This is a genomic window from Tsukamurella sp. M9C (assembly GCF_020169415.1).
In the GTDB taxonomy this organism is placed as follows: Bacteria; Actinomycetota; Actinomycetes; order Mycobacteriales; family Mycobacteriaceae; genus Tsukamurella.
The window spans coordinates 52904-74646 of record NZ_JAIULG010000016.1 but is presented as its reverse complement, the minus strand read 5'-3'; the positions used below and the strand labels follow the sequence as shown (position 1 = coordinate 74646).

General features: G+C 70.7%; 26 protein-coding genes. 14 read left to right on the top strand and 12 right to left on the bottom strand.

All coding sequences use genetic code 11. From position 1 onward, the window contains the following. The first annotated feature begins 13 nt into the window (after positions 1-13). The 4 genes from LB823_RS10295 to LB823_RS10280 are packed head-to-tail and all read left to right on the top strand — an operon-like array spanning position 14 to position 3413. On the top strand, positions 14-430 hold the full coding sequence (locus LB823_RS10295) for a DUF6069 family protein (RefSeq protein ID WP_224646920.1): 417 nt from the start codon (positions 14-16) through the stop codon (positions 428-430). A 35-nt stretch (positions 431-465) separates the two neighbouring features. Continuing rightward, complete coding sequence (locus LB823_RS10290; protein WP_224646918.1) at positions 466-1047, top strand: TetR/AcrR family transcriptional regulator; 582 nt, start codon at positions 466-468, stop codon at positions 1045-1047. Beyond that, positions 1044-1745 (top strand): hypothetical protein, encoded by a 702-nt coding sequence (locus LB823_RS10285; RefSeq protein ID WP_224646916.1) that lies wholly within the window; start codon positions 1044-1046, stop codon positions 1743-1745. The genes LB823_RS10290 and LB823_RS10285 overlap by 4 nt, the downstream gene beginning before the upstream one ends. Further along, positions 1746-3413, top strand: a complete 1668-nt coding sequence (locus LB823_RS10280) for a DNA repair helicase XPB (RefSeq protein ID WP_224646915.1) — start codon at positions 1746-1748, stop codon at positions 3411-3413. Position 3414: 1 nt separating this feature from the next. On the opposite strand, the gene LB823_RS10275 is transcribed toward LB823_RS10280, so the two are convergent. Beyond that, the gene (locus LB823_RS10275) at positions 3415-3966 is read right to left on the bottom strand and encodes a DUF1772 domain-containing protein (RefSeq protein WP_224646914.1); all 552 of its coding nucleotides are present in this window, start codon (positions 3964-3966) and stop codon (positions 3415-3417) included. A 38-nt stretch (positions 3967-4004) separates the two neighbouring features. On the opposite strand from LB823_RS10275, the gene LB823_RS24040 reads away from it, so the two are divergent. Further along, positions 4005-4649, top strand: a complete 645-nt coding sequence (locus LB823_RS24040) for a TetR/AcrR family transcriptional regulator (RefSeq protein WP_224646913.1) — start codon at positions 4005-4007, stop codon at positions 4647-4649. Positions 4650-4658: 9 nt separating this feature from the next. On the opposite strand, the gene LB823_RS10265 is transcribed toward LB823_RS24040, so the two are convergent. The 4 genes from LB823_RS10265 to LB823_RS10250 form a co-directional block, all read right to left on the bottom strand. Further along, positions 4659-5810 (bottom strand): DUF222 domain-containing protein, encoded by a 1152-nt coding sequence (locus LB823_RS10265; protein WP_308011433.1) that lies wholly within the window; start codon positions 5808-5810, stop codon positions 4659-4661. 142 nt (positions 5811-5952) lie between these two features. Further along, entirely contained in the window at positions 5953-7323 is a 1371-nt protein-coding gene (locus LB823_RS10260; RefSeq protein ID WP_224646911.1) for an MFS transporter, read from the bottom strand. Then, positions 7320-7904: a TetR/AcrR family transcriptional regulator gene (locus LB823_RS10255; protein WP_224646910.1), complete on the bottom strand. Its 585-nt coding sequence runs from the start codon at positions 7902-7904 to the stop codon at positions 7320-7322. The genes LB823_RS10260 and LB823_RS10255 overlap by 4 nt, the downstream gene beginning before the upstream one ends. Positions 7905-7930: 26 nt before the next feature. Beyond that, entirely contained in the window at positions 7931-8212 is a 282-nt protein-coding gene (locus tag LB823_RS10250; RefSeq protein WP_224646909.1) for a hypothetical protein, read from the bottom strand. A 165-nt stretch (positions 8213-8377) separates the two neighbouring features. On the opposite strand from LB823_RS10250, the gene LB823_RS10245 reads away from it, so the two are divergent. Beyond that, entirely contained in the window at positions 8378-8752 is a 375-nt protein-coding gene (locus LB823_RS10245) for a hypothetical protein (RefSeq protein WP_224646908.1), read from the top strand. 1 nt (position 8753) lies between these two features. On the opposite strand, the gene LB823_RS10240 is transcribed toward LB823_RS10245, so the two are convergent. From LB823_RS10240 to LB823_RS10230, 3 genes are read right to left on the bottom strand one after another with little or no spacing between them, the layout of a single operon-like run. Continuing rightward, the gene (locus LB823_RS10240) at positions 8754-9299 is read right to left on the bottom strand and encodes a hypothetical protein (protein WP_224646907.1); all 546 of its coding nucleotides are present in this window, start codon (positions 9297-9299) and stop codon (positions 8754-8756) included. Next, the gene (locus LB823_RS10235) at positions 9296-9577 is read right to left on the bottom strand and encodes a helix-turn-helix transcriptional regulator (protein ID WP_224646905.1); all 282 of its coding nucleotides are present in this window, start codon (positions 9575-9577) and stop codon (positions 9296-9298) included. The genes LB823_RS10240 and LB823_RS10235 overlap by 4 nt, the downstream gene beginning before the upstream one ends. Positions 9578-9631: 54 nt before the next feature. Then, a complete protein-coding gene (locus LB823_RS10230; protein WP_224646903.1) occupies positions 9632-10534 on the bottom strand; it encodes a LysR family transcriptional regulator in 903 nt (300 codons plus the stop codon). Positions 10535-10643: 109 nt separating this feature from the next. Between LB823_RS10230 and LB823_RS10225 the strand changes: the two genes are divergently transcribed. The 5 genes from LB823_RS10225 to LB823_RS10205 are packed head-to-tail and all read left to right on the top strand — an operon-like array spanning position 10644 to position 14882. Further along, complete coding sequence (locus LB823_RS10225) at positions 10644-11420, top strand: 5-oxoprolinase subunit PxpA (protein WP_224646901.1); 777 nt, start codon at positions 10644-10646, stop codon at positions 11418-11420. A 30-nt stretch (positions 11421-11450) separates the two neighbouring features. Next, the gene (locus LB823_RS10220; protein ID WP_211132844.1) at positions 11451-11699 is read left to right on the top strand and encodes an acetyl-CoA carboxylase; all 249 of its coding nucleotides are present in this window, start codon (positions 11451-11453) and stop codon (positions 11697-11699) included. Further along, positions 11699-13051: an acetyl-CoA carboxylase biotin carboxylase subunit gene (locus LB823_RS10215; RefSeq protein ID WP_224646899.1), complete on the top strand. Its 1353-nt coding sequence runs from the start codon at positions 11699-11701 to the stop codon at positions 13049-13051. The genes LB823_RS10220 and LB823_RS10215 overlap by 1 nt, the downstream gene beginning before the upstream one ends. Further along, entirely contained in the window at positions 13048-13917 is an 870-nt protein-coding gene (locus tag LB823_RS10210; RefSeq protein ID WP_224646898.1) for a carboxyltransferase domain-containing protein, read from the top strand. Before LB823_RS10215 ends, LB823_RS10210 begins: the two co-directional genes overlap by 4 nt. Then, positions 13914-14882, top strand: coding sequence for a biotin-dependent carboxyltransferase family protein (locus tag LB823_RS10205; protein WP_224646897.1), 969 nt, complete (start codon positions 13914-13916; stop codon positions 14880-14882). The genes LB823_RS10210 and LB823_RS10205 overlap by 4 nt, the downstream gene beginning before the upstream one ends. 5 nt (positions 14883-14887) lie before the next feature. On the opposite strand, the gene LB823_RS10200 is transcribed toward LB823_RS10205, so the two are convergent. Together LB823_RS10200 and LB823_RS10195 are read right to left on the bottom strand one after the other, a co-directional pair. Continuing rightward, positions 14888-15286 (bottom strand): heme-binding protein, encoded by a 399-nt coding sequence (locus LB823_RS10200; protein ID WP_224646896.1) that lies wholly within the window; start codon positions 15284-15286, stop codon positions 14888-14890. Then, positions 15279-16055 carry an SDR family oxidoreductase gene (locus LB823_RS10195; RefSeq protein ID WP_224646895.1) on the bottom strand — a complete coding sequence of 259 codons (777 nt, stop codon included), beginning with the start codon at positions 16053-16055 and terminating at the stop codon, positions 15279-15281. The genes LB823_RS10200 and LB823_RS10195 overlap by 8 nt, the downstream gene beginning before the upstream one ends. Positions 16056-16174: 119 nt before the next feature. Here LB823_RS10195 and LB823_RS10190 point away from each other — a divergent pair, with 119 nt between their 5' ends. The 3 genes from LB823_RS10190 (at position 16175) to LB823_RS10180 (ending at position 18467) form a co-directional block, all read left to right on the top strand. Then, on the top strand, positions 16175-16750 hold the full coding sequence (locus tag LB823_RS10190; RefSeq protein WP_224646894.1) for a TetR/AcrR family transcriptional regulator: 576 nt from the start codon (positions 16175-16177) through the stop codon (positions 16748-16750). A gap of 164 nt (positions 16751-16914) precedes the next feature. Then, positions 16915-17880, top strand: coding sequence for a S9 family peptidase (locus tag LB823_RS10185; RefSeq protein ID WP_224646893.1), 966 nt, complete (start codon positions 16915-16917; stop codon positions 17878-17880). A gap of 74 nt (positions 17881-17954) precedes the next feature. Further along, positions 17955-18467, top strand: a complete 513-nt coding sequence (locus LB823_RS10180) for a hypothetical protein (RefSeq protein ID WP_224646892.1) — start codon at positions 17955-17957, stop codon at positions 18465-18467. Between the two features lie 11 nt (positions 18468-18478). Here LB823_RS10180 and LB823_RS10175 read toward each other — a convergent pair whose 3' ends face one another. Both LB823_RS10175 and LB823_RS10170 read right to left on the bottom strand, forming a co-directional pair. Continuing rightward, the gene (locus LB823_RS10175; RefSeq protein ID WP_224646890.1) at positions 18479-20245 is read right to left on the bottom strand and encodes a GAF domain-containing protein; all 1767 of its coding nucleotides are present in this window, start codon (positions 20243-20245) and stop codon (positions 18479-18481) included. Between the two features lie 146 nt (positions 20246-20391). Then, positions 20392-21705 carry an NAD(P)/FAD-dependent oxidoreductase gene (locus tag LB823_RS10170; protein WP_224646888.1) on the bottom strand — a complete coding sequence of 438 codons (1314 nt, stop codon included), beginning with the start codon at positions 21703-21705 and terminating at the stop codon, positions 20392-20394. Positions 21706-21743: the final 38 nt, after the last annotated feature.

Here is a 21743-nt window from a genome sequence, read left to right as displayed (position 1 = left end):
TGAGGAGCACGCCATGAGCACCACCGCCACCACCACCGCCCCCGCCCGCACCGACCGCCTGCCCGTCTGGAAGCGCGGCATCGGCGCCGCCGTCGTCGCGTCGGTCGCCACCACCGCGATCGCCGCGGTCGCGTCCGCCGCGGGCGTCTCCTTCGCCGGGCCCGACGGTTCCTCCATCCCCCTGCTGGGCTTCGCGCAGCTCACGATGATCTTCTCGCTGATCGCCACGGGCATCGCCGCGGTGCTCGCGCGCCGTGCGCGGCACCCGCGGTCGACGTTCGTCCGCACCAGCGTGGTGCTGCTCGTGCTGTCCGTGGTGCCGGACGTGACCTTCGGCTTCGACGCCGCGTCCGCCGCGGTCCTGATCCTCACGCACGTGGTCGCGGCCGCGATCGTGGTGCAGGTGCTCGCCCGGCGGCTCGCCGATTAATTGACTGATTGCTCAGTTATAGATAACCTCGGGGCATGGCCCGCACCGTCGACCCCGCGCTCACCGCCCGCCGCCGCGCCGCCATCCTGGACGCGGCGGCCGCGGAGTTCTCCGCCGCCGGCTTCGAGCGCGCCCGCGCCGCGGACATCGCGACCCGCGCCGGAGTCAGCTCCGGCACCGTCTTCTACTACTTCACCGACAAGGCCGGCCTGTTCCGCGCGCTCTTCGACGCCGACATCGAGCGCAACACCGCGATCCGTGATCGCGCCCTCGCCGAGCCCGATCCGCGCGCGGGCGTCGCGATCGTGGTCGACGCGCTGGCCGAGTCCGCGGTCGACCCCGTCGCGCCCGGCCTCGTCGCCGAGGTCATCCGCCGCGTCCCCGCCGACCCTGCGCTGGCCGAGATCGTCCTCACCGCGGACGGCCTGGTCCGGGGTGCGCTCGCCGAGCTCGTCGCACGGGGCCAGGCGGACGGTGCCTTCGACCCCGGCCTGGACCCCGCCCACGCCGCCGCCTTCCTCGTCTCGATGACCGACGGCGCGCACCTTGCGGACGGCGACGTCCGGCCCGACGTGCGCCGCGCCGCCCTCGCCTACCTGCGAACGGAGAACGCATGACCACCACTGCCGCCCCCACGACGACGCTCGGGGTCTCGCGCGCGCTGCAGCTCGCGACGGTCTCCGCCACCACAGCCCTCGGCGCCGTCCTCGGCCTGATCGTCCGCGGCCTCGTCGGCTGGCTCGAGCGCACGCTCGACAGCTCGCCCGGTCCCTTGCGCGTCGCCGCCCAGCTGCCGGTGGGCGTGGCCGCCGGGATCCTCACCGTCGTGGGCCTGGTCGGCGGCATCATCCTGGTCGCGGCGTGGCAGCACGAGGTCGCGGCGCTGACCGTCGCCGACGATCGCGTGGAGCTCGCCGCGGGCGGGCACCGCCGGTGGATGGCACGCGACGAGATCGGCGAGGCCTTCCTCGGGCGGGGCGGGGAGCTGACCTTCCTGGACCGACGGGGCCGCCTCCTCGCCGCCGCCGGCACCGACGGGGTGCCCAAGACAGGGATCGCCCGGGCGCTCACCGACGCGGGGTATCCGTGGCGCGGCGACACGGATCCGTACGAGGCCGAGTACACGCGCTTCGTGGATGGCCGCGACGAGGCCTCGCCCGAGGTGGTGGCACTGCTCCGCGAGCGCGCGGTGGCCCGGGCCGAGAAGCGGGCGCCCACCGCCCGCGACCTGCGGCTGCGCCTCGGCGAGGCCGGCGTCGTGGTTCGCGACAACGGCGATGAGCAGGAGTTCCGCCCGGCGCGGCACAATGGATAGATGACCGACGGACCCCTCATCGTCCAGTCCGACAAGACCCTCCTGCTGGAGGTCGACCACGAGCTGGCGGGCGCCGCGCGCGCCGCGATCGCGCCCTTCGCCGAGCTCGAGCGCGCCCCGGAGCACGTGCACACCTACCGCGTGACGCCGCTGGCGCTGTGGAACGCGCGCGCCGCCGGGCACGACGCGGAGCAGGTGGTGGACGCCCTCGTCAGCTTCTCCCGCTACCCGGTGCCGCAGCCGCTGCTGGTCGACGTCGTCGACACCATGAGCCGGTACGGCCGGCTGCAGCTGGTGAAGAGCCCGGTGCACGGCCTCACCCTGGTCTCGCTGGACCGGGCGGTGCTGGAGGAGGTGCTGCGGCACAAGAAGATCGCCCCCATGGTCGGCGCCCGCATCGACGACGACACCGTCGTGGTGCACCCGTCCGAGCGCGGCCACCTCAAGCAGCTTCTGCTCAAGGTGGGCTGGCCCGCCGAAGATCTCGCCGGGTACGTGGACGGCGAGTCGCACCCCATCGCGCTGGACACCGAGTCCGACCCGTGGGAGCTGCGCGACTACCAGAAGGTCGCGGCGGACTCGTTCTGGTTGGGCGGTTCCGGCGTCGTCGTGCTGCCCTGCGGCGCGGGCAAGACGATGGTCGGCGCCGCCGCGATGGCGCGGGCGCAGGCCACGACGCTGATCCTCGTGACCAACACCGTCGCGGGGCGGCAGTGGAAGCGGGAACTCCTGGCGCGCACCTCGCTCACCGAGGAGGAGATCGGCGAGTACTCGGGCGAGAAGAAGGAGATCCGACCGGTCACCATCGCCACGTACCAGGTGCTCACGCGGAAGTCGAAGGGCGAGTACAAGAATCTCGACCTGTTCGACTCGCGCGACTGGGGCCTGATGATCTACGACGAGGTGCACCTGCTGCCCGCACCGGTCTTCCGGATGACCGCCGACCTGCAGTCCCGCCGGCGCCTCGGTCTCACCGCGACCCTGGTGCGCGAGGACGGCCGCGAGGGCGACGTCTTCTCTCTGATCGGGCCGAAGCGCTACGACGCGCCGTGGAAGGACATCGAGGCGCAGGGCTGGATCGCGCCCGCCGACTGCGTGGAGGTGCGCGTGACCCTCACCGAGAACCAGCGCATGCAGTACGCGACCGCCGAGCCCGACGAGCGGTATCAAATGGCATCCACCGCCCCGACGAAGGTCGCGGTGGTGAAGTCGATCCTGGAGCGGCACAAGGGCGCCCCGACGCTCGTGATCGGCGCCTACCTGGATCAGCTGGAGCAGCTGGGCCGCGAGCTGGACGCCCCCGTCATCACCGGTTCGGTGAAGAACAAGGAGCGCGAAGCCCTGTTCGACCGGTTCCGCTCGGGCGAGATCTCCACGCTGGTGGTGAGCAAGGTCGCGAACTTCTCCATCGACCTGCCGGAGGCCTCCGTCGCCGTGCAGGTCTCGGGCACGTTCGGCTCGCGACAGGAGGAGGCGCAGCGCCTAGGCCGGCTCCTGCGCCCCAAGCACGACGGCGGCACGGCGCACTTCTACTCCGTCGTCTCCCGGGACACCCTCGACGCCGACTACGCCGCGCACCGCCAGCGCTTCCTGGCCGAGCAGGGCTACGCCTACCGCATCGTCGACGCCGACGACATCCTCGGCCCCGCCATCGGCGAGGCCGGCTGACTCACCCCGGACGGCCGCGACCGCCGGCGAGCGCGGTGAGCCCCGCGGCGCACAACAGGAGTGCGAGCCCGCTCGCGACGGTGCGGGCCTGGTTGTAGGCCTGCCAGCGCGGCGAATACTCGCGCCAGACCTCCCCCGCCGCAGCGCGATCCGTCGGCACGTCGACCGCCGCCAGCGCCTCGTTCATCGGCACACTCACTGCGAGCGTCACGGCCAGGCCGCCCAGGCCGTAGACCAGTGCGGCCAGCGCGAACATCGTCGCCGCCCTGCGCGAACCGACCGCCAGGGCGAAGCCCGCCGTGACGAGCGCAACCACAGGTGTGAGGAAGAACGCGGGGAAGAACACCGCGTTCCGGACGGACGCGTTCATGGCCTGCATCGCTGCGATCGCGACCCGCGGGTCCGCGTCGTCGAGGCCCCACATCGTGGAGCAGACCCAAGCGAAGAAGAAGCCGAAGATCGCCCCCGCCAGCAGAATCGTGGCCCACGCAGCACCCAGCTCGACCCTCCGTGGTCGCGACGAAATAATCGAACCAACAAGTACGTTATTCATGAGCCAATATTCGAACTGATGCGTTCTATTGTCAATGGGTGACAACCCCGACACCCCGGCGCGGCCGACCGCCCAGCGGCACCGCTCCCGCCCGCCGAGAGGCCGTCCTCGACGCGGCTCTCGCTCTGCTGATCGAGCGCGGCTACGCAGCCGTCACCATGCAGGCAGTGGCCGAACGGGTACGCGGGTCGAAGGAGACCCTCTACCGGTGGTTCGACGACCGGGACGGCCTCTTCGCCGCGATCATCGAGCGCAACGCCGATGCGAGTGTCGGGACGCTCGTCGGCGTCCTGTCGAGCGCCGCGTCACCGAACGGCACGCGTGAGGCGCTCACGTCCTACGCCCGAGCGCTCCTCACCTTGCTGACCAGCCCAAGCTCCGTCGCACTGAATCGCGCCGCCATGGGCAACGAACGACTCTCCCGAACACTGTTGTACGGCGGACGACATCGCGCGGGCCCCGCCGTCGAGCAGTTCCTCAAGGCCGCACATACCGCCGGGATCATCGACGCACCCGACCCGACCGTGGCGTTCGGAGAGCTCTACGGACTGACCGTCCGCGACACCCAGATCCGGGTTCTCCTCGGCGAGAAGCCGCCAACCAAGGCCGCGATCGATCGCCGCGCCACGGAGGCCGTCGCGAAGTTCCTCCTCCTCCACGCCCCGCGGGACGACGCGCTGTAGCCCGGCCGGCTACGCCGCCTGGTCCGGGGCGGTGGACCGGTGAGTGTGTCCGCTTTGTGTTCGGGTGTCGACGGTGTGCCGCCCGCTCGGATCCTCGATGACAGTGCTGCTCCAGCCGGTGGCTTCCTTGGCGTAGTTGCAGGCCGCGCACAGCCCCTGCCCGTTCTCGAAGCTGGTGGGGCCGCCGGCCGCGTGCGGGACGATGTGGTCGGTGTGCGCGATCGGAGCGTCGCAGTACGGGGTGCGGCAGTACCGGTCCCGTGCCCGGATCATCTCCGCGAGCCCGTCGGGGAAGCAGCGCTGCCGTGAGTCCATGCCGACGACCGCGCCCGACTCGGGCGCAAGGTAGAGGCGTTTGACCCAGGCGACGCCGGCGGCGGTGGCCCGGCCGATGAGGTTGCGGGCGATCTCCGCCGGCACCGTCCCACCGCCGTCGAGGTGCGCTGTCCCGGGGCGGTCACCGAGGAGGACGGTGGCGGGCATCGTCAGGTTCACCATAACGGGCTGCCCTTCGGTGGCCTCGCGCCCGGTGAGACGGGCGAAGGCGGTGTCGGCCATGATCTGCCCGCGGGTCCGCAGGTCCGCGCCGATCCCGATCAACGTTGCGGCATGCTTGCGCAGCGCCGCGTAGATGCCGACCCCTTGAGCGACCGGTAGCAGCACCGACACCCTGGCCATCCCTTCGGGGAGTGGGCGGATCGTGACGGTGCGGTCCTTCTCGGCGGACGCGTTCCGATCGACCGTCGCCTGTGCGTCCAGCCGGTAGGCGACCTGCTCGACCCTCGCGGCGAGTTGCTTGAGGCCCATGCCCGCGAGCGTCGCCGGATCGGCGCACAACTGCGTATCCGCACTATGGCGATCGGAGGCGTCCAGGTGCGCAAGGCCGCCGATGATCACCGGGATCGCCTCCGGCGTGAGGTCACCGTCCCGCAACCGGGCGCGGGTGTTCGGCATCGTCTTCTCCAGCTCGACCGCCCGATTCACAAACCTCGCGGCTGTGTTCGGCGACAAATGCATGGCCAACCCGACCTCCGCCGCCACGCCCTGCTGCCACCGGTCCTGCGGCAACCCCGCCGCCACCCGCTCGCACACCCGCTCCCGCAGCAACTCCGCCGCCAACCGGTACTGCTCGAACACCGTCCGGCAACGCTGCCGCTCCATCGAACGCAAACGCTCCGCAACACCACCATCAGGCGGCCGATCACCATCTACACCAACGTCTTGGTCCATGAACTCACGCTACGCCGACCCACCGACAAGTTTTCGATATCGCAACGGCACATCGAACGATGATCGAGAAGAGTCACGCCGCGCGCACCGAAACAGCTCCTCTGCGTGCACTCATCAGGATCACTGCACTCGCCACCGCCGGCACCGTCGACCACAGCGCGACGGCGACGTACCCGCCCTGCGCGGGCAGGAGCGCACCGTCGGGCGTGGCGCGCGCGAGGAGGAACCCGGCGAGGGCACTGCCGATGGAAAAGCCTACAGCCCTAGCGATCTGGTTGACCGCCATCACGCTCGCGGTCTCGGACTGCGGCGTCCCGTCGAGCACGAGCCTCGGCATCACGGCGGAGGCACCGCCGACGCCGAGCCCCAGCACGGCCAGCGCGACCAACACCGCGACCAGATCGTCCCGACCGACCGCGAACACCACCGCGGCCGCCACGACCAGACCCGACGACGCCGCGAAAGTCCCACGCGGACCGAGCCGGACCACACTTCGCGGAACCACTTTCCCCGCAACGAAACCGAGCACGGAGAACGGGATGAGTGCGGCGCCGGCGGCGACGCCGGGGAGCGCGAAGCCGTACGGCGCGCCGTCGGGCACCTGGACGTACCGCGTGAGATCGCTGAACAGGAGATACATTCCGATACCGGCGACCAGCATCGCGAGGTTCGCGACCGCCACCGTCGGGCGCGCCACGAGCCGCAGATCAACGAGGGGCTCGTCGACCCGCAGTTCGACGATCACCCACGCCGCGAGCACCGTGACTGTACCGGCGAGCACGCCGACCACCGCGGCCGGCAGCCCCCACAGCGCGGGTTCCGCGACCAGGAACAGGAGGCCGAGTGTGCCCACGCCGAGAAGCAGCGCCCCGGGCACATCGATCCGCGGGCGCGGACCGGGCTCGTCGACGGGGATCGCACCCCATGCGACCGCGAGCGCGACCAGCGTGATCGCGAGGCCGGTCCCGTAGGCGGCGCGGAGGCCGAGCACCTGGTCCACGAGACCGATCAACGGGTACCCCACGCCGATGCCGACGGTGGAGGCGACCGACAGGGAGGCGATGGTGCTCGCCGCCCGATCCTGCTGGAGCGTGCTGCGCGCCACGCTGACCAGCAGCGGCACCAGTGCGATACCCACGCCCTGCAGCGCGCGCCCGACGAGGAGCGCGGCGAACGGCAGGGGGAGCACCGTCAGCACCCCACCGACCGCGACCACGCCCAACGCGCCGAGGATCGTGCGCCTGCGCAGTGGACCGGCGCCGAGCCGGCCGAGCACCGGCCCGGCGATGGCGCCCGTGAACAGCGTGATCGTCAGCGTCCATTGCGCGGCGCCCAGCGGCACGTCCTCCGAGCGCGCGACCGCGGTGATGAGCGGCGCGCCCACGCTCCCGATCACTGCCGCGCAGAGGGCGACGGTGACCAGCGCGCAGGACAGCCGGTTCACGACGACGCCGGCCGGTTCGTCGCGGTGGTGACGTGCTCGAACAACCCGGGCCGGATCAGGGTGCGGACCCCGTCGGCCCATGGTTCGTCGATCTCGGCCACGTCCAGCGCGGCCCCGGCGTTGAGCAGCATGCCGAACGCCAAGAAGGTCTTGACGGTGACGGGATCGAGCCCGGTGCCGTCCGCGGTGGCGCCCCACAGGCGTGCGAAGCAGCCGCGCACGACGTCCCGGACCTCGGAGTCCCCGCACGCGGCGAAACCCTGCAACTGGAGGCGGAGCGCCGTGTCGTCGGCGAGGTTCTCGTAGTACTCGGCGCCCATCCGCGCGAGCGCCTCGATCCCGACGGTGCCCTCCCCCGCTTTCGCCATCGCGTCGACGAGGCCGGCGAAAGCGCCGGTGACGAGTTCGAGGAACAGAGCCTTCTTCGTGCCGAACATTCGGAAGACGTAGGCCTGCGTGATCCCCGCCTCCCGGGCGATCTCGTCGATCGACGCACCGTGGAGGCCGTGCGCGCCGAACTCGCGCGCGGCGATGCCGAGTATCTGCGCCCTGCGTTCTGGTCCGCTCATCCGGGTGCTCACCCGGCCAGATTAGTAGTTACTAACTACTAATCACAACCCTTCGGACACGGATCGCCGACCACGCGGACGTCGCCGGCCTCCCCGACCACGTCCAGCGGGCGACAGGGGCACCAGCCGCCTCGGGTCACGGGCGGACGGGCGCGGCCGGCCACGATGCTGCCGTGCAACGTCCCGTCGGCGCCCCAGTGCAGGATGTCGTGCGTCCACGGCTCGAGCAGGATCTGGTGCCGCTCGTACATCTCGACGTGGTTCCGCCGGAACTCGCCGAACCGCGCAGCCAGCGCTGCCAGGTAGTCGTGGAATCGCATGGTCACCCGCCTTTTTCACTCGATCGCAGCATCTCCCACGATCCTCGGCGACGGCGCCCGGTTGGTCCAGCGAGTATTTCTACCGCCATCCGGTGGCGTTACTGAACGGTCTACCCTGGGGGCGTCCACCCGAGCAGGGAACCCCCAGAAGGGAGAAGACACACCATGTTGTTCAGTCGATCGATGGCGAGCGCGGCGGGAACCGTCGCCCTCCTCGCCGCCGCCGCGGGTTGCGCCGACGACGGGGCCGGGTCCGCGCCCACGACGCCGTCGACCATGACCGTCACGGAATCGTCCACGCACGAGCAGAACCCGCCCGCGCAGACGGTGCGGCCGACGAACACCGTCACCGCGCCGCCCACCCGCCCCGTTCCGACGACGGCGCCGCGCCCCACCAAGCCGACTGGCCCGGGCAGCGAGTACGACGTGACGTGCACCGGCGGACCCGACGAGGGCACGATCTGCACCAACCCCAACCACGGGGCCGGCGATCCCTACGGCACCGGCACTGCGGTCCCGACCACGACGAAGCCCCGCTGAACTACGCGGCGACGTCCTCCGCGTCCGCATCGGGCCGAGTCCAGGCGAGGATCATCGCGGGCGTCGTCATGCCGATGAGCAGCGCGACCAGTGTGAACAGGCCCGACGCGTAGTGCCACGCCGTGTTCCCGTCCGGCTGCGCGACCACGGAGGTGATCACCGTGTACGCGACAGCCAGGAGCACCAGGCCCGAGGTGACCGAGAAGCCGATGGACCGTGCCTCGTTGCGCTGCTCGACCTCCCACTCGTCGAGCGCCGCGGCGGGCGCGTCACCCTGCCTGCCCGAGACGATCTGAACCGTGATCCAGATCGGGAAGAGCAGCAGGCACGCGGGCAGCCAGAGCAGCGGTGCGTTAGGCACGTCGAAGTGGCAGAGGACCGCGACGACGAACATGAAGAGATAGTCGACGAGCAACGCGGCGACCAGCATTCGTCGCCGGGGCCTCGTGCGCCACGACGGCAGCAGGGTCGAGAAGCGCTCCTCGTCCTCCCGGAACTTCCGGGCGCGGCGCTCCTGGTAGCGGGTGATCATGCTCGTGGTCGTCATCGTGCTCCGCCTCTCTCGTTGCGTCCGTACAGCTCCGCCGACAGGGGCCCGAATTCACTGCGGGAGAACACCGCCTCCACCGGCAGGTCGAAGACCGCGCAGAGACGGAAGGCGAGATCGAGGCTCGGGTAATGATCCCCGCGCTCGAGCGCGCCCACCGTCTGCGGGTTGACGTCGATCGCCGCCGCCAGCTCCTTCCGGCTCATCCGGCGCTCGGCGCGCAGGACGCCGATGCGATTGAAGATGGGGAGCGAACCCTCCCGCTTCACCGGACTCATGCAATTCATTGTTGGGAAAACCCAACAATCTGTCAAGCAGGCCTACTCGAAGAGCTAGCCGAGCGCCGGCGTGCAGAACAGCCGGTAGAAGTAGGCATGCAGCGCCGTCATGCCTGGGGAGAACTCCCGGCCCCGCGCCCACGCCAGTCCGATCCGCATGTCCGGCACCGGATCCCGCAGCAGCATCGTGTCGATCCTCCGCCCCTCCAGGGACCACGGACGGTAGACCATGTCGGACAGCACCGTCACGGCGTTGCCGTTCGCGACCACGCTGCGGATCGCCTCGATGGACGAGGTCCGGATCAGCACGTCCATCGGGCGATCGCCCCAGTAGGCACGGGTCGTCACGTCGGCCTCGTCGACGGTGAGCAGCGCGTACGGGTACTGCTCGACGTCCGCGAGCCGGACGCGGTCGCGCCCCGCGAGCGGGTGCGTGGGAGCCATCCACAACCGGCGCCGCGAATGCACGAAGGTCTCGTGCTCGAGCCGTTCGTCGTCGGCGACGTTCGACGTGAGCAGCAGCCCGAAGTCGAGATCGCCCGCGACGACGCCCTCCTCGATCTCCGCACGATCGACCTCGCGCCAGTCCACCTTGAGCCCGGGATGCAGCACTGCGAGGCGCTGGACGTGCTGCGGCAGAAAATAGCCCATCACGGTGTACGAGACCCCCACCCGGACCACCCCCTCGACGTGCGAGTCCGCCGCGGTCACCGACTCGGCCTCCTCCAGCAGGTCGAGGATCTGGCGCGCCTTCGGCAGGAGGGCCTCCCCCGCAGATGTCAGCGCCACACCGCGCGAGGTCCGATGGAGGACCGCCGTGCCGAGCTGCTGTTCGATCTGCTGCATCGCCGTAGTCACCGACGATTGGGAGACGAACAGCTCGCGCGCTGCGGCGCTGACCTGCCCGGCCTCGGCCACCGCGACGAAGTACCGCAACTGTCGTACCGACAAGCCCACGATCGCCTCCAATTATCGATCTACCCGATATTCAAGCATCGCATGTTTGTACTTCCCAATACCGGAATCGGCTCGTAGCGTCATGACGGAGATCACACGAAGGAGAGCCGTGACGACCACGACCGATATCAACTGCGATATGAGCGAGGGCTTCGGCGCCTGGATGTTCGGCGACGACGTGGACGCGACGATGATGCCGCTCGTGAGCTCGATCAACGTCGCAGCGGGCTTCCACGCCGGCGATCCCTCGACCATCGATCGCACGGTGCGCCTCGCCCATGAGCACGGCGTCGGCATCGGCGTCCACCCCGGATTCCGGGACCTCGTCGGATTCGGCCGGCGCCACATCGACGCCTCACCGCAGGAGCTGGTGAACGACTGCGTCTACCAGCTGGGGGCGGTCCGCGAGTTCATCGCGCTCCACGGGCTCGCACTGCAGCACTTCAAACTGCACGGCGCCCTCTACATGCACGCGGCGCGCGACGCCGCCTTCGCCGAGCTGCTCATCGACACCCTGCAGCGGATCGACCCCGAGCTCCCCATCCTCGTGATGTCGGGCTCGGTCATCGAGGCGGTCGCCCGGGACCGGGAACGGCCCGTGATCCGCGAGTTCTACGCCGACCGGCACTACGGTCCCGACGGCCAGATCGTCTTCACCCGGAACGTGGGCGCCCTGTCGCCCGACGACGTCGCCGCCAAGGTGCTGCGTGCCTGCCGCGAGGGCACCGTCGTCGCGGTCGACGGGACCGTCGTCACCGTCCCGTTCGAGTCCATCTGCATCCACAGCGACACCCGCGGCGCGATCGATCTGATGACCAGCGCCCGCGCCGCCCTCGACGGCGCCCACATCACCGTCCGGTCCTTCGCGGACCAGCCCACCGACTGACGATCCCGGACACGAAAGAGAGCCCCCACCATGACCATCCACGACGTCCCCGCACCGCTTCCCGGGACCTTCTACCCGCGGGAATCCCCCAGTAGCCCGCCCTTCGTCTCGGTCGGCGAGGCGGTGGCCGTCGGCGACCAGATCGGGCTCATCGAAGTGATGAAGATGTTCAATCCGATCACCGCCGAGGTGGCCGGGACCGTGGTCGAGATCCTGGTCGGCGCTGAGGATCCCGTCGACGTGGGCGACGTGCTGCTCCGGATCGAGGTGGCCGACTGATGCCGGAGATCAAGCGACTCCTCGTCGCCAACCGCGGCGAGATCGCCGTCCGCGTGATCCGCGCGGCGCAGGAGATGGGCATCGTCGCCATCGCCGCGTACAGCGACGCCGACGAGTCCTCGCTCGCGGTCCGCATCGCCGACGAGGCCGTCAACATCGGTGGCGCGCACGCGAAGAAGAGCTACCTGAACGCCGTGGCCCTGCTCGAGGCCGCGAAGAGCACCGGCGCCGATGCCGTGCACCCCGGCTACGGCTTCCTCTCCGAGAACGCCGAGTTCGCGCGGGCCGTCACCGATGCGGGACTGGTGTGGATCGGACCCGACGCCGGGACGATCGAGCGGATGGGTCACAAGGCGCAGGCCATCGCCACCGCCCGCGCCGCGGGAGTCCCCGTGGTGCCGGGCAGCGACGGGCTGCTGACCAGCGCCGACGAAGCCGTGGCGGTCGCAGGAGCGATCGGCTACCCGGTGTTGCTCAAGGCCGCGGCCGGCGGCGGGGGCCGCGGCATCCGCATCGCCGGCACGGACGAGGAAGTGGCGCAGGCCTTCGCCGACGCCCGGCAGGAGGCCGAGGCCGCGTTCGGCGACGGCGGGATCTACCTGGAGAAGTTCATCTCCCGCGCGCGCCACATCGAGGTCCAGATCCTCGGGGACGGCACTGACGCCGTCCACTTCTTCGAACGTGACTGCTCGCTGCAGCGCCGCCGCCAGAAGGTCTGGGAGGAGGCACCGGCCGCCATCCTCGACGAGGCGACGCGGCGCGCCCTCTGCGAGTCCGCCGTCGCCCTGACCCGGGCAGTGGGCTACGTCGGAGCCGGGACGATCGAGTACCTCTACGATCCCGATACCCGCGCGTTCTACTTCATCGAGATGAACACGCGGATCCAGGTGGAGCACCCGATCACCGAGGAGATCTGCGGCGTCGACCTGATCCGCGCCATGATCGAGGTGTGCCAGGGCGATCCGCTGCCCTATCGCCAGGACGACATCGTCCGACGGGGCCACGCCATCGAGGTGCGGATCAACGCCGAGGATCCGGCCCAGGGATTCCGTCCGGCCCCGGGCACCGTCGAGACCGTCTCCTGGGCGCAGGGTCCGGGCGTCCGCGTCGACTCGATGGCCTACTCCGGCTATCGGATCCCGCCGTTCTACGACTCGCTGATCGGGAAGCTGATCGTGTGGGCGGAGACGCGGGAACAGGCGCTGTCCCGGCTGGAGCGCGCGCTGCGCGAGACCGAGATCGTCGCACCCGCCACCACACTGCCCTTTTTCGAGGAGCTCCTCGCGGAGGACGACGTGCGGCGCAACGCCCTGCACACCACCTGGATCGAACAGCGGACGGAGAACCAGTGAGCACTCGCTACACCCTGGGCGGCGACGAGCATCTGTTCGTCGAGCTATCCGAATCGATGTCCCTGGACGCCTTCTTCCGCGGCATCCTCATCACGCAGGAGCTCGCCGAGCGCGCCCTCCCCGGTGTCACCGAGATCTGCCCGGCCAACGCGTCCTTCCAGGTGCGTTTCGACCCCGACGTGCTGCCGGTCGCCGATCTGCGCGCGGAGTTGGAGTCGATCGAGGCGGGCCTCGGCGCCCGGGATCCGGTGCTGGACACCCGCATCGTCGAGATCCCTGTGCTGTACAACGATCCATGGACGCACGAGACCCTGATGCGCTTCCGCGATCGACATCAGGATCCGGACTCGACCGACATCGAGTACGCGGCGCGGATCAACGGCTACCACGACGTCGAGCGGTTCATCGAGGCCCACTCCGGCACACCGTGGTTCGTGTCCATGGTGGGCTTCGTGGCGGGCCTGCCCTTCATGTACCAGATGGTGGAGCGGGAACGGCAGATCCAGGTGCCCAAGTACCTCCGCCCCCGCACCGACACGCCCAAGGGCACGCTCGGCTACGGCGGGGCGTTCTCCTGCGTCTACTCGGTCCGTGGTGCAGGCGGCTACCAGATGTTCGGTGTCACACCCGTTCCCATCTACGACCCGGATCAGCGTGCTCCGCACCTGCGCGACTTCATGATCTTCTTCAAGCCCGGCGACGTCGTGAAGTTCCGGCCCGTCGATCGCGCCGAGTACGACGCGATCCTCACCGAGGTCGACGCCGGGCGGTACGCGCCGCCCACCGCGCCGATCCGGTTCTCCCTCGCCGAGTTCACCACCGACCCCACCGGCTACCCCGCAACGCTCCTGGAGGCCCTCCCGTGACGATCGAGGTCATCAAGCCCGGCCTGCTCAGCTCAGTCCAGGACCAGGGCCGCAGCGGCTACTACCACCTGGGCATCCCGCCGTCGGGCGCGATGGACCAGCAGTCCTTCCGCGCCGCGAACCTCCTGCTCGACAACGAGGAGACGGCCGCCGTCCTCGAATGCGCCCTGATGGGGCCCGAACTCCGGTTCGGCGAGAACTCCCACATCGCGGTGACGGGCGCGGCCATGACGCCCAAGCTCGACGGTGTCGACCAGCCGCTCAACGCCGTGGTGGCGGTACAGGCCGGGCAAACCCTGTCCTTCGGGTTCGCGACCGCGGGCGCCCGCGCCTACCTGGCGATCGCGGGCGGGATCGACGTCCCCGAGCGCCTCGGCAGCCGCTCCACCTACGCGCTCGGCGCACTCGGCGGCCTCGCCGGTCGCAAGCTCGAGCCGGGCGACGTGCTGCCGATCGGCACGGCCCGGCCGGCCCCGCGAGCGGGCCGCGAGCTGCCGGCCGAGCTGCGGGTGCCGCTCGCGAAGGAACACGTCCTCCGGATGGTCCCGGGGCTGTACGACTACCGCGTCACCCCGGACTCCATGGCGACCTTCCTCGCCGAGACCTGGACCGTGGGCTCGGAGGCCGATCGCATCGGCTACCGCCTCAAGGGCGGGACGCCGCTGGAGTTCGTCGACCGGGAGCCGCCCTTCGGCGCGGGCGACGACCCGTCGAACATCGTCGACGCGTGCTACCCCATCGGCTCGATCCAGGTCCCGTCCGGCCAGGAGCCCATCGTCCTGCACCGGGACGCGGTCTCCGGCGGCGGCTACATGATGATCGGCACGGTGATCAGCGCGGACATGGACCTGATCGGGCAGATGCCGCCGAACACCAAGGTGCGCTTCGACGCCGTCACCCTCGACGACGCGCTCGCCGCCCGGGCAGACCGGGCACGGCGCCTCGACGCGATCCGCGCGCTGTAGCCGCCTCAGGCGACCGCGGCCTCCGCGATCGCGGCATCCTGCTCCGGGGCACCGCCGGAGACGCCCAACCCGCCGATCAGCCGGCCGTCGGCGTCGACGATCGGCACGCCACCGCCCACGAGGAGCAGGCCTCCGGCGTGGATGTGGTCGAAGTGCAGCGCCGGTTGCCCGATCTGGATCGGCGCGGCGAGCCCGGCCGTCGGGGCCTCGAACATCACCGAGGTCCTGGCCTTGGCGACGGCGAGCTCGTTGGACGCGAGCCACGCCCCGTCGGTGCGGGCGAAGGCGACCAGGTTCGCGCCCTTGTCGAGCACTGCGAAGACGGCCTTGACGCCCGCCTCCCGGGCGGCGCGATCGGCGCCGGCGATGAGTTCCTGTGCGTGCGCGAGTGTGATGTCAGGCATTCTGCGTCCACTCCGTGTCCTGCCACTGCTTCGCGGCGTCGATGGTCGCGAGCGGCCGCATGGTGCGGTACAGGTGCTCGTCGGCGGGAATGATCTCGACCATGGCGTCGATCATCTCCTGCGGATCGGCCTGGTCGGCGAGGCTGTCGCCGAAATCGGGCATCGGCACGACCGCGCTCTCGGCGTCGTACCACTGCACATAACTCTCGGCCCCGGTGTCGTTGAAGCCGGTACCGAAGACGCCGGGGTTGACGGTCGCCACCTGGACGCCGTGCGGCGCGAGCTCCGCCTTCATCGAGCCGGCGATCGCCTCGATGGCGTGCTTCGTCGCGCAGTAGGCACCGAGGAACGGAACCACGAGGATCCCGCCCATCGAGGAGGTCCACACGACCTTGCCCGACTTCCGCGCGACCATCTTCGGCACGATCGCCTGCACCAGCGCGAGGTGACCGAAGATGTTGATCTCGAACGACTCCCGCACTCGGGCCAGGGGAACGTCGACCATCGATCCGCCCTCCATCACGCCGGCGTTGAGCACCAGCACGTCGGGGTCGTAGGTCGCGGCATGCGCGATGTCGATCTCGTCGGTCAGGTTCAGCTTGATCACCTCCAGCCGCACGCCCGCCTCGGCCGCGGCGGCGCGCAGGCTCCGCACCTGCGGCCAGGTCTCCGCGGCGGCGACCACCTCGTGTCCCTGCCGCGCCAGCTCGAGGGCTGCGCCGGCACCGAAACCCGAACTGGCCCCGGTGATCAGAATCTTCTTCGGCATCGTCTCTCCTTCGTTCCACCCACACGCCGCGGGCATCGTCTCCGAGAGTGCAGCACCGTCCATCGTTTGTCAATAACCAGTTAGTTACGTACGTACCGAGAGGGCGGTACTCTCCTCCTGTGCCACCCGACGCGACGGAGACGAAGCGGCGGATCCTCGACGCAGCGCGCCGGGAGTTCGCCGAGTTCGGGCTGGCCGGGGCACGTATCGACCGCATCGCCGAGCAGGCGTCCGCGAACAAGCGCTCGATCTACGTGCACTTCGGCCCCAAGGAGGACCTGTTCGACCTGATCGTCGTGGACGCCCTCCGCACCATGGCCGACGCGGTCCGGTTCGACGCCGACGACCTGCCCGGTTACGCGGGCCGGCTGTACGACTACCTGCTCGCCGAGCCCTCCACTCTGCGGCTCTCGACGTGGGCGAACCTCGAACGACCGTCGGCCACGGACGACGAGGGCACCACATACCGCGAGAAGGTCGACGCACTGCGGCCGCGCTATGGCGACGGCGCCGTCGACGCGCTCGTACTCACACTGGGTCTGGTCACTGCGTGGCTCGCCGCCTCCCCCGCACTGACCTCCCTCGCCGCTGCCGACGACGCCGCCGTGGGCGCCGCCGAGACGCGCCGAGCGATCGTCGTCGCGGCGACCGCGGCGGCCACGACGGCCGTCCACCGGGCAACGGATTCACCGTAGACGGCCGCGGGTGGTCTGATCCACCACCCGGACCGTTGCGCAGTGTGCGCCTGCGCTACTCACGAAATTTGCACCAGCACAATATGTCTCGCGATGGCGGGTGGGACTACCGCGGCGGTTAGCATGAAGCGATCCGAGCCGCTCGACACACGAAACGGAGCGTAATGCCGCCCCCTCCACACACTTCGGTCGGTCGTCGACGCTGGGCGGCGGCGATCATCGTCGCCCTGATCCTCGTCGCCGCCGCAGTGGTGGCGCTGCGGGGCCGCACCGCCGGTGACACCGACTCCCCCGTCCCCACCGGCCGCGCCTCCGTGTCGACGCACCAGTATCTCAGCGTTCCCGACGTCGATCCGGAAACGCTGAGCGGCTTCTTGTTCCGTCCGTCGTCCGAGGCTATGAACGGGGCGCGACCCACGATCGTCCTGATCCACGGCGGCGGATGGATCAAAGGCGCGACTGCCGAGTACGTGCGCCCCGCGGCGCAAGCGCTCGCCGCACGTGGTTTCGTGGTGTGGAGCCTGAACTACCGCCGCGCGGGCGACGGTGGCGGCTGGCCGGTCACCTTCACCGATCTGGCTGCAGGCGTCGATCATCTGGCCCGCCTCCAGGAGTCGGTACCGGAGATCGACCTGAGCCGCGTCACGGTCGTGGGGCACTCCGCGGGCGGACAGCTCGCGGCGTGGACAGCGGGCCGCGGAACCCTTCCCGACGGCGCTCCCGGAGCACGACCGACGGTCCGGCCCCACGCCGTCGTCTCCCTCGCCGGCGTGCTCGACATGCGGCTCTCCCTCACGAAGAACGACCACGTCCTGCGGGTCATGGGCGGCACTCCCGAACAGTTCCCCGATCGCTACCTGCTGGTCGATCCGCTCGAGCGGATGGATCCGCGAGTCCCGGTCGTGGCGATCACCGGCACCGACGACACAGTCGTGCCACCCCGCGAGGCGGCGGAGTACGTCGAGGCCCTCCGCCGGAATGGCGGCAGCACAGCCCTGATCGAGATCCCGCAGACCGGGCACGGGGAGCTCGTCGACGTCCACAACGCGTGGTGGCCCATGATCGCGAGCGCGATCGCCACCGTGGCCGAGCACGGCCCGCGGGCAGTGCCCGCCGGCACGGGCGCCTGATTCCGGCGGGAGTAGGTGGTCATCGAGTCCGTCACCGATCCACAGCACAGATCCGAACCATCGAAGGGAACACCATGGTGCGCAAGCACTCCACCGCGATGATCGCGAGCATCGCTGCACTCGTCCTCGTCAGCGCCGGCTGCTCGAACGATTCGAACCCGGCCTCGACGACGTCCTCCGCGACACCGTCGAGTTCGGCGGCCGCGACGCATCACCAGGCCCCCGCGACAGGACAGCCGGGGAAACCGGTGACGGGCAACGGCGGCAACGCCGGTCCGACGAGAACCGTCACCCAGCCCCCCGGACCGGCGCACACGGTCACCAAGCCCGCCCCGGCCAAGCCGGGGACACCCGACAACGGCGGCACGTACGACGTTCCGTGCACCGGCCCCGATCAGGGCACCGTCTGCACCAACCCGAACCACGGCGCCGGCGACGACCCGAACGAGAACGGCACGGCACCGACGACCACCCCGAAGGTCCGCGACGACGATCCGGGCGGAAAGCCCTGCACCACGGGCATGGGTGTGGCCGGGACCTACGTCTACTCCGACGACACCAACAGTTGGGTCTGTCAGATCGGCTGACTCCCGGGCGCTCAGCGGCCCCCGTCGGCGCCGCCACGGGCGAGGCCGTGGAGGTTCAGGGCGATCCGGATCGCGAGCGAATCCGGATCGCCCTGCCACCTCGGCCCGAGCAGGTCGGTGACGCGCCGGAGTCGCTTGATGATGGTGTTGGGGTGAAGATCCAGCGCCCGCGCCGTCGCCGCTGTGTTCATGTTCTCGGCGAAGAAGACGCTCATCGTTCGAACCAGCTCCGACGATCCCTGGCAGTCGAACTCGACGACCGGTCCGATGGTGTCGTCGAGGAAGCGCACCACCGAATCGACTGTCACGGATCGCAAGAGTGGTAGGTGCGAGGGGAACTCATCGACGTCGAAGGCACCGCTCGTCCGGCCGAGTGACTGCAGCAGCCCGAGTGCGGCGTCTGCCGTGCGGTACGCGTCTGCGAGCCCACCGGCGAGGGGATCGCGCACGATCGAGGCACAGACCAGCAGCGCGATGCCCGTCCGGCGCCGCGCGGTGCCCATCACCTCTTCGGCGGCCCGCTTCGTCTCCTCGCCGGCGGTGATCGTCACCAGCCGGTCGTCGACCACCAGGACGGGGTCGCTCGGCGGACGGCCGGCGCGCAGCGCGCCCGCGACCCGCTCCGGGTCACTCCGGGGTGGCAGTGCCGCGACCGTGACCACCTGGTCGGCCGAGAGGTCGAACCCCATCCGCGCGAAACGCACCCGCGCGTCGTCGTTCAGCGGCCCATCTGCGGTCAGGAGGCCGCGGAGCTGGAAGGCGTCGACGCCCTCGGCGAGGGCATCGACGCGCGCCGGCGGGCGCACGGCGACGAGCGCGAACAGGGTCACCAGCCGGTGGATCGCACGGACGTCCGCCTCGTCGGCAGGGCGATCGAAGAGGGCGAGCACCGCCCCCAGGTACCGGCCCCCCGCGACGGCGGGAACGAAGAGCGCGAAGCCGTCGCCGTGCTCGACGATGCGGTGCTCCTCAGTCCTGCGTACGTCGGCGATGCCGTCCAGGATCCACCGGTCCCGGAGGGGATCCAGATCCGACCCCTCCGGGGCTGCCGCGACCGCCCGGTCGCCGACGTCCACGCCGAGCGCGGCCACGACGCCGTCGCAGGTCCCGACGATCGCGTCGACCACCTCTGTCCGGCCGGCGCCGTCGAGGATCCGCGTGAGCAGGTGGTCGTGCGCAGCGACGGCGCGCGCCAGCCGGTTCCGGGCGGCCGCGACACCGGACAGCGCCGCCTCCAGTTCCGCGTGGGACACGGCGCGCCGGATCACCGGTGCAGTGGCGTGGGCGATCTCCGCCAGTCTGGTCATGTCGCCCTCGTCGAACATGTCCCTCGCGCGGCCGTTGGTGAACACCGCACCGATCGCCCTTCCCCCGGCCACGAGTGGGGCGCACATCGCGGAAACGACGCCGTCCGCCCGGCACGCGCCGTCGAGGAGCTCGTCGTGCTCGAAGGACCGGTCCGCGGCGTAGTCGCCGGTGCGGACCGGAAGGAACTGTTCCGCCGCTCGTCCCCAGAGGCCGTGCCCGTGCGGCGCGCGGCCGTACCGGAACTCCGGCGAGATCAGCCCCGTCGACGCCGCGATCGCGAGGTCGCCCGTCTCCACCGAGGCCAGCGCGACGAAGACGATCTCCGCTCGCGGGACCGCGCGGGCCGCGGCCTTGACGAGGGCACGGCATGCGTCGTCGACGCCTTCGGCGGCGCTCACCTCGCGGACGGCGTCGACGAGCGCCCCCAGCGTCGCGATGCGTCGCGCGCCGCTGTCCACCTGCCGTGTCACCACTCATCCCCCCGCTCACTCCGCGTCCGTCCCGGAGCGTAGGACGGAAGTCGCATCAGGGCATCGTCCGATTCCACCACCACGACGGGGATCCGGTGGCAGTATTCACCACTTGTTGTGCGACGGGGCTACTCTGCGGGCGCGCGTCACCGCCCCAGCGAGCGCAGCGCCGACGCCGCGGCGTGCCACCCGACCATGCCGTGCACACCCGGAGCGCCTGCGGCGGAGGAGCACAGATAGACGCGGTCGGTGAGGCGGTACGGGTCCACCAGCTTCGGCCGCCGCACCAACTGCGCGGGCACGGCGGCGCCGGCGGCGATGTCGCCTCCGACGAGGTTGGCGTTCACCGCCTGCAGCCCCGCGGGGCCGACGGACCGCGTCTCGATGATCCGCTCCCGCACCCCGGGCGCGTGCCGCTCCACCTCGGCCACGATCGATTCGGTGAGATCGCCGGGGAAACCGTTGGGGCAGTGGGCGTACATGGACACCGGCGCCAGCGAACCGGCGCAACGCGACGGGTCCGCCAGATACTGCTGCGATAGGATGATCACGGGCCGCTCGGGCATCCGCCCGCGATTCACCATGAGCTCCTTGCGCGCGATCTCCCGCGCCGTGCCGCCCAGGTGAACGAACGCGGACCGTCGGAGTTCCTCATGGGCCCAGGGAATCCCGCCGTCGACCACGAGGTCCACCTTGAACGCGGCGGGCCCGAACCGCCACTGCCGGGCGCGACGCCGCAGCCACGCGGGGGCGCGATCGCCGAGCAGGTCCCGCGCCGCGGGCAGGCCGGTATCGAGCACCACGAGGTCGGCGTCCGGGAGCGTCGTCACGCGCTCCCCCGTGCGGATCCGCCCACCGTGCGACCCGACGACCGCGGCGAGGGCGTCCGAGATCCGCTGGGAGCCGCCGATCGGCACGGGCCAGGGCCGCACACCGGAGAGCAGGTACCCGATCGACGACGTCATCGGCAGGTGCTGTGGGGAGATGGAATGCGCTGCGACCCCGGCGAAGACGGCGCCACCGGTCCGCCCGAGCGCAGCGGCGGTGACCGATGCCGGGAGCGCGAACCGCGGGCCCCACCGCGTCGCGACCACCGGATGCCGCGGCACGTCCGTCATGGGGCCGAAGAACGCCGGCATCACCTCGGGTCCGCAGTCCGGCACGTCCGCCAGGGTCCCGATCGCGTCCGCGGGGTCCGGCGAGAGCGGGTGCCCCACGTCGATCGGCGCGGTCCCCCAGTCGATGTCGACGCCGACGTCCCGCAGCGCGGGCGAGGCGTACGCGAGGGGGTGCCCCGTCGAGAACCGGTCCACGACGGTGCCGCGCAGCGTGTCCGAGCGGCAGGCGCCGCCGAGGGTGGTCTCGGCCTCGAGCACCGTCACGTCGAGGCCCGCGCGGGCCAGCGACGCGGCGGCGGTGAGCCCGTTGGGGCCGGATCCGACGACGACGGCGGAGGTCATACCCCCACCGTAGCCGCGCGGGCCACTAGGCTGCGGGG